The sequence below is a fragment of the Pseudobacter sp. genome (assembly GCF_051955275.1).
In the GTDB taxonomy this organism is placed as follows: Bacteria; Bacteroidota; Bacteroidia; order Chitinophagales; family Chitinophagaceae; genus Pseudobacter.
Window position 1 is genome coordinate 24,103 of sequence record NZ_JBQCGW010000081.1, and the last position, 7,017, is coordinate 31,119.

The following is a 7,017-nucleotide window of genomic DNA, read 5'->3' on the forward strand; positions in this document are numbered from 1 at the left end:
GGTACATGTAAAAGCCCGTACGGAGACGGGCTTTCTATGATCGGATATATGCGAACGTTAGTAACTTAGTTAAGCCCACGGAAGTCAACAGGCACCAGCTTGCTTACGCCTGGTTCCTGCATGGTTACACCGTAGATAACATCCACAGCGCTCATCGTCATTTTGTTGTGGGTAACGATGATGAACTGGCTTTCTTCACTGAACTTGCGGATCATCTGCGTGAACTTGCCTACGTTGGCATCGTCCAGCGGCGCGTCCACCTCATCCAGTATACAGAAGGGAGCCGGTTTGATCAGGTAGATGGCAAACAGCAGCGCGGTTGCCGTCAGCGTCTTCTCTCCACCGCTCAGCTGCGTGATCGATGAAGGACGTTTTCCCTTTGGCTTGGCTACGATATCGATACCTGTTTCCGCCAGGTTCTCCGGATTTTCCAGGATCATATCCGCTGTATCATCTTCTGTGAAGAGCGCCTTGAACACTTTCTGGAAGTTCTCGCGTACCTGGTTGAAGGTATCGAGGAACTGCTGGTTGGCAGTGGCTTCCACTTCCTGGATGGTTTGCATCAGGCTGTCCTTGGCAGTTACGAGGTCATTCTTCTGTTCGAGGATGAACTCATAACGCTTCTTCATTTCCTGGAAGGCTTCGATGGCCGTCGGGTTCACTTCACCCAGGTTCTCAAGGCGCTTCTTCATACGGTCACATTTCTCCTGAAGCTCTTCGGTAGGTATTTCCGTTGTGCGTGGCTGGTCGATTATCTCATCGAGGTCGATGCGGAATTCCACATTCAGCCTTTCCTTCATACCCGCGAGTTGCAGTTTCAGCTCGGTGAGCTTGTCCTTTATCTCGCTGAGCAGGTGCTCCAGTTGCTCACGCTCTTTTACCTTGGAACGCAGTTCGCTTTCCTTTTCATTGAGCGCATTGCGCATATTATAGAATGCCTGATCGGCTTCGTTCAGTTTCTTTTCTTCTTCCTCCTTGCGGCGCATCATGTCCACAAGGCCATTTTCTGCATTGGCCAGCACTTCTTCATTTTCCGTGAGACTTTCCACGGTCATTTTCAGTTGCGCCTTGTTGCTTTCTATCTGCGTGCTGAGGTCGCGTAGCTGATTGCCTTTGAACTCACTCTCCTGCTTCAGCTGGTTGATACGGCTGTGCTGGCGGGTAACCTGCAGGTTGAATTCGTTGAAGGAAGCAGTAGCCTGTTGGTACTGGTTTTCCGCATACCTGTATTCTTCTTCGGCCACGCGGAGTGTTTCGCGCAGTTCGGTGATCTTGTCAACCAGCGCCAGCCATTCCTGGCGTGTGCCTTCAATGGAAGAGGATGTGTTCTGCAGGTTCATCTGCAGTTCTTCCATCCGGTTCTGTGAAGAGCTTTGCAGGCCGTGCAGGCTCTCGATCTTGTTCTGAAGCGAGAATACCTGGTTGGTGAGGCGGTTGATATCTTCCTGCGCCTGTTTGATGGCGGTTTCTTTCAGTTGTTCGTTGTAACCGATCACTTCATTGTGCTTGGCCTGGATGGCGGCTTTGAGCTCGGTCACTATCTTTTCCTGCACCTGGATCTCTTCATACAATTTCTCCAGGTTCTTGGCACGACCGATCTTCTTTCCTTCGAACACGCCAACACTACCACCGGTGAGAGAGAATTTACCTTTCACGTACTTACCGGTCTTTTCCAGGATCACGGAGCCATTGCTGTTTTCCAGGGCATCATCGTTTTCAGCGATGAAAACCTGTCCCAGCAGGTGCTCTGCCAGCTGACGGTATTGTGCATCCACTTCAATCACCTGCATGGCAGGGATGGTATTGGAGGGTGCGCTGTGCGCAGATGCATCAGCGTTAGTGAGCTTATCGAGCAGGAAGAAGTTGGCCTTTCCTTTCTTGTTATTGTCGAGGAGCTGAACGGCCTGCATACCTTCAGTGAGGTTATTCACCACATAATAGTTGAGGTACGGTTCCAGCACGTTCTCCACAGCGGCGCGGTATTCTTCCTTTACATAAATGATATCGGAAAGAATGGGTGCTGTATGGTTCCAGTTGGGATTGTTGTGGAGGAATTTCACGCTCTCAGGGTAACCTTCCATGGAGTCGATCAGGCTTTTCAGCAGGTCGTACTCGTTGCGCTTTGAATCCAGCTTACGGTTCTCTTCGGCAAGTTGCTGGCGGAGGCCTTCCATTTCAGATTGAGTCTGAAGGATCTGTTCCTTGGTGCGCTCATGTTGTTCCTGGAGTTGTTGCAGATCACGCTTACGGCTTTCAAGTTCCTGCTCGCGCGTCATCATTTCTTCTTCCAGTTGTTTCAGCTGACTGCGGCGTACTTCCTTCTCTTCTTCGATCTGAGAGATGCTTGACTGAAGGTTCTGGATGGAGGTATCAGCAACGGCCACTTTCTTCTCAGCTTCAAACTGATTACGCTGGATGGCCAGGTTCTCACTGCGGAGGCTGTCAACATGCACGCGTTTTGTATCGAAGATGCCCCGTTTCTCTTCTGATGAGGCTTTCAGGTCATCGAGCTGCTGCTCGAGGCCTTCCAGTTTTCCTTCCTCTTCTGTGATCTGGAGTTTGGTGAACTCGATGCTTTCTTCCAGGCCTTTCATGGTTCCCTCACTCTTGTTGAGGAATTCCTGGAGGTTGTTTTCGCGTTCTTTGAGGAAGTTGAGTTTCTGAGAAGCGAGGTTCTTATCGTTCTCTTTGGTTCGAAGGAGTTGCAGGAGATCGTTGAACTCGTGCTGCATGCTTTGCAGGGCGCGTTCTTTTTCGATATATCCTACTTTCTCTGCTTCGATGGTTGCCTCTTCATTGGCTATAAGGGCTTCGAGGCGGATCTTTTTATCGGTCTCGGTTTCGGACTGCTGATTCAGATCGCGGTAAGTAACGTTGAATCCTTCGAGGGAGGCCTTGGCCAACTCGATGGAATACTCGCGGTATTCTTTCTTGATCTCGTAGAATTTTTCAGCCTTTTTAGCCTGGTTCTCCAGCATTTTCAGCTGGTTATTGATCTCGAAGAGCAGATCTTCGATACGCGCCAGATCCTGTTCTGTGGCGTCCAGCTTTTGTTTGGCTTCTTTCTTACGCGTTTTATAGATGGTGATACCGGCAGCCTGTTCAAGCATGCGGCGGCGGCTGTTCTCTTTGTCTTTGATGATCTCGTCCACCATACCCAGTTCGATGATGGCATAGCTGTCTGTACTCACCCCGGTATCCATGAAAAGGTTCTGGATATCCTTAAGGCGGCATTGCACATCATTGAGGCGGTACTCGGACTCCCCGCTTTTGTAGAATTTACGCGTTACGGTAACGGTATTGAATTCTGTGGGCAGGAGGTTCTTGGTGTTCTCGAAGGTAAGGCTTACTTCCGCGAGGCCGCTGGCTGAGCGGGTTTTGGAGCCATTGAAAACCAGGCTTTCGAGGTTTTCAGAACGGAGATGGCTGATCTTCTGTTCACCGATCACCCAGCGGATGCTGTCAATGATATTACTCTTGCCACATCCATTGGGGCCGATAACGCCGGTAATGCCGGTGTCGAAGTTCAGTACGGTCTTATCCGCGAAACTTTTAAAGCCCTTAATTTCTAAACTCTTTAATCGCACTTGTCTATTTTTTTAAAGGACAGCAAATATAACAGCTTTGAGGTACAAAATAGGTTCTTGTTTGTTACCGTCCTCCAATTTCAATAGATTCTTATGCACCTTTACTTCACTTGTGCAGTTCGTGGGGATAAAAAGAGCGGGAATAGCTATAAAATCCCGGTTCCGGGCGTACCGGGTACGCGGGAAAACTCCCATCCCAGTATGGCTTTTTTACGTTCAGGCCCCCACATGTATTCGGCCAGAACGCCGTTCTTCCGGATCACGCGGTGGCAGGGAATGAGCACGGCAACAGGGTTGGCTCCCACGGCGGATCCTACGGCCTGCATGGCGCGTGGGTTCCCGATCCCGCGGGCCACATCCTGGTAGGTGGTGAGCTGGCCGGAAGGGATTTTCAATAGGGCATTCCACACCTTCACCTGGAAATTGGTGCCTTTTACCAGGACATGCAGTTTTTCCTTCCGTTTGGATGGATCGAAGACCATTTCAGCCAGCGGGGCTGTCTTTTCCGGGTTGAACTGCAGCGTGGCGTTTTCCCATGACCGCTGTAAATGTTCTACCGCCTTCTGATGATCTCCATCCTGCAGAAAATGTAAATAGCAGATCCCTCTGGAAGTGGCACCGATGATCAGTTCCCCGAACGGGCTTTGGTGAAATCCATATTCGATGGTGATCCCCGCCCCTTTTTCCCTGAACTCCTGCGGAGTTACCGCTTCCAGTGTAACGAAGAGATCATATACTCTGCTCTGGCTGCTGAGACCAGCGGCCTCGGCAGCATCGGAGATGCTGGAAAAATCCATCAGTTTCTGCTTCAGGAAATCTGCCGTGAGATATTGCATGAACCGCTTGGGGCTGATGCCCGCCCACTCCGTGAACATGCGCTGGAAATGGAAAGGACTCACATGCACCTGCGCAGCCACTTCTTCCAGATCAGGCTGATCTTTGAAGTGGGTATACAGGTATTCGATGGCCCTGGCGATGGTATTGTATTGATGTTGTTCTGCTGTCAATGGCCGGTAAAGTTCTTGCTTTTGGACTAACATACGCTTCCATTTTTTGTAGTGACCGAAACTCTTCACAAAACTGGCTCAAAGCGGGCAGGCAGACAACCCGTTTCTTGCTGAAACCGTCTGTGGGTCAGGGACGAAAGCATTAACGGCATTTTTATTAACTTGACACCCGATATGATGAGATTTATAGCTGCGATCTGTATGTTGATTCTCTTTTCTTCCGGTGCATTTGCACAGAAGCAAAAGATAGACAGCATTGAGTTCCATTTGTACACAGACAGCCTGAAAAAAGGTGGCGTTTACAACTACATCAATGTAGATGCAAAGCTCAGTAATGGAAGATGGATGCCGCTCTCCGCGCAGGACCTCCACTTTACTTCAAGCGGTGGCAAATTCGATGGCTGTAATTTATATTTCGACAGTGCATTCAATGCGGATAGCGTGGTAGTGAAGGCTGTGTTGAAAGCCGATACGGGTTTGCAAAGAAGCATCACTATCTATATCAAAAAATTAGCTGAAACGGAAGCGTTGAAAACGATGGAAGATGTGATGGGGCCGGGTACGCGGCAGCCGGCGAGAAAGAAGAAGAGAAGTTGATTTGATATTTAAAAATTAGTACATTTGATGAAACAGAACAAAGTGAGTTCATTTAAGATCGATAATAAAGACTACGTTGTTCTTCCTAAGAAAGAATACGAAGCGCTGTTAGCCAGAGCAGCAAGTAAAACACCTCCCGCCAAAAAACTTTCACTGACAGAAGGTAAAAAGCTGGCTTATAAATTAATTGATAAATGGTCGAAAGAAAAGTAACGATCCATGAAGCGGTAGTTGAATACGTTGCCAAAATAGCCTTGTTTGTAGAAGGGAAAGGGTTGCCAGAAACTGCTAAAAAATTTATTGATGAAGCATTTTCTTTTTTCGAAGCATTAGCGGACAACAGGGTAACTCATAGACCTTGTGGATTCATCCCCTGGCGTAAACTCTCATATCGTTGTGCTACATTCAGAAAGAAGTACACCGTAGCATATCTTGAAAACTCCACAGAGATAATCATTTGTGATATTGCGTTGTCAAAATTATTAGTCAGTGATCTTAAATAACTAATAGTAGGGTCGCCTGCCTTGCTCCCTCAAAAAATAATGAGTATTTTAAATTTTGCCAGTGCCTTCCCCTTTGCTGGCCATACAACACTCATTTATGTCAAAATCAATATTGCTGCAGATCTCCTCTTTTCTGCTGACATTCCAAACCTTTTCCCAACAACCTGTTTGCCCTGGAAATATCAAATCAAATACACTGCTCTGGACTGCCGACTGGCACCCCCATAAAATGCTGATTACCGTAGGCGGTGACGACAGCCTGCTCAGGATCTACAACAGCAAAACCTTACAGCTGGTGCAGGCATTTCAGGTGAACAGTATGATCCGGCAACTCGCCTGTCGGCTGGAACAGTACCGGTGATAGCATTGTAACTACGGGAATAAAAGGAAGTATCGTTTTATGGACCCGGCAGGGAAGAATAATTAAAACAGTCAGGTAGCATTATTGGATGCGCTCTGTTTAAGCATCCCTGACATAAAATGAAAAAAGGCAAAGCGAAATTTCTTTCACTTTGCCTTCTCAAATGCCAGGCACAAGGTGTATTTCACTCCAAATACCTGGCTTCCGGTTTAGTTATTTAACAGGGGCTTTCTGTTCCTGCATTTTCTTCGCGTCTTCCACAAATTTCGCAAGACCGAGATCAGTCAGCGGGTGTTTCAGCAGACCGAGGATCGCGTCCAGCGGGCTGGTGCAAACATCAGCACCAACTTCAGCACATTTAACAATGTGAAGCGGGCTGCGGATAGATGCGGCGAGGATCTCAGTTTTGAAACCCTGAAGGCTGTAGATATGGGCGATCTGTTCGATCAGTTGCACGCCATCCCAGTTGCTGTCGTCTATACGGCCGATGAAGGGAGATACGTAGTTGGCGCCTGCCTTGGCAGCCAGGATAGCCTGACCGGCAGAGAACACCAGTGTACAGTTTGTTTTGATCCCGTTGTCAGAGAAATACTTCAGTGCTTTCACACCTTCTTTGGTCATGGGGATCTTAACAACGATATTCGGATGGATGGCAGCGAGTTTTTTACCTTCCTCGATCATGCCTTCCAGGTCTGTAGAAATAACTTCAGCACTTACATCACCGCCATCAACGAGCTCGCAGATTTCCAGGTAATGTTTGTTGATTGCTTCTTCGCCGCGGATACCTTCCTTGGCCATCAGGGATGGGTTGGTAGTAACGCCGTCGAGAATACCGAGATCATGAGCTTCTCTGATCTGTGCAATATTAGCTGTATCAATGAAGAATTTCATAATTATCAAATTTAGTGAGTAGGTACGGAGATATAATAGAGAGGAAAAAAGAAAAAAAATCGGCAGATTAC

At 48.1% G+C, this 7,017-nt stretch carries 7 protein-coding genes; 4 read left to right on the forward strand and 3 right to left on the reverse strand.

Annotation, left to right across the window (positions count from 1 at the left end; genetic code table 11):
- Positions 1–65: 65 nt before the first annotated feature.
- Positions 66–3,587 (reverse strand): chromosome segregation protein SMC, encoded by a 3,522-nt coding sequence (gene smc, locus ACTHMC_RS07120; RefSeq protein ID WP_440412109.1) that lies wholly within the window; start codon positions 3,585–3,587, stop codon positions 66–68.
- 146 nt (positions 3,588–3,733) lie between these two features.
- Positions 3,734–4,627, reverse strand: coding sequence for a methylated-DNA--[protein]-cysteine S-methyltransferase (locus ACTHMC_RS07125; RefSeq protein WP_440412111.1), 894 nt, complete (start codon positions 4,625–4,627; stop codon positions 3,734–3,736).
- Between the two features lie 141 nt (positions 4,628–4,768).
- On the opposite strand from ACTHMC_RS07125, the gene ACTHMC_RS07130 reads away from it, so the two are divergent.
- The 4 genes from ACTHMC_RS07130 (at position 4,769) to ACTHMC_RS07145 (ending at position 6,055) form a co-directional block, all read left to right on the forward strand.
- Positions 4,769–5,191 (forward strand): hypothetical protein, encoded by a 423-nt coding sequence (locus ACTHMC_RS07130; protein ID WP_440412112.1) that lies wholly within the window; start codon positions 4,769–4,771, stop codon positions 5,189–5,191.
- Between the two features lie 27 nt (positions 5,192–5,218).
- Positions 5,219–5,404 carry a hypothetical protein gene (locus tag ACTHMC_RS07135; protein WP_440412114.1) on the forward strand — a complete coding sequence of 62 codons (186 nt, stop codon included), beginning with the start codon at positions 5,219–5,221 and terminating at the stop codon, positions 5,402–5,404.
- Entirely contained in the window at positions 5,386–5,694 is a 309-nt protein-coding gene (locus ACTHMC_RS07140) for a hypothetical protein (RefSeq protein WP_440412116.1), read from the forward strand. The genes ACTHMC_RS07135 and ACTHMC_RS07140 overlap by 19 nt, the downstream gene beginning before the upstream one ends.
- A 97-nt stretch (positions 5,695–5,791) precedes the next feature.
- A complete protein-coding gene (locus ACTHMC_RS07145; RefSeq protein ID WP_440412118.1) occupies positions 5,792–6,055 on the forward strand; it encodes a hypothetical protein in 264 nt (87 codons plus the stop codon).
- Positions 6,056–6,268: 213 nt separating this feature from the next.
- On the opposite strand, the gene fsa is transcribed toward ACTHMC_RS07145, so the two are convergent.
- Positions 6,269–6,946: a fructose-6-phosphate aldolase gene (gene fsa, locus ACTHMC_RS07150; RefSeq protein ID WP_440412120.1), complete on the reverse strand. Its 678-nt coding sequence runs from the start codon at positions 6,944–6,946 to the stop codon at positions 6,269–6,271.
- Between the last annotated feature and the right edge of the window lie 71 nt (positions 6,947–7,017).

Bases quoted from the DNA above. Each gene is read 5' to 3' on its own strand.
- ACTHMC_RS07125 (WP_440412111.1), bottom strand. From the start codon at position 4,627: ATGTTAGTCCAAAAGCAAGAACTTTACCGGCCATTGACAGCAGAACAA.
- ACTHMC_RS07130 (WP_440412112.1), top strand. From the start codon at position 4,769: ATGATGAGATTTATAGCTGCGATCTGTATGTTGATTCTCTTTTCTTCC.
- ACTHMC_RS07135 (WP_440412114.1), top strand. From the start codon at position 5,219: ATGAAACAGAACAAAGTGAGTTCATTTAAGATCGATAATAAAGACTAC.
- ACTHMC_RS07140 (WP_440412116.1), top strand. From the start codon at position 5,386: ATGGTCGAAAGAAAAGTAACGATCCATGAAGCGGTAGTTGAATACGTT.
- ACTHMC_RS07145 (WP_440412118.1), top strand. From the start codon at position 5,792: ATGTCAAAATCAATATTGCTGCAGATCTCCTCTTTTCTGCTGACATTC.
- fsa (WP_440412120.1), bottom strand. From the start codon at position 6,946: ATGAAATTCTTCATTGATACAGCTAATATTGCACAGATCAGAGAAGCT.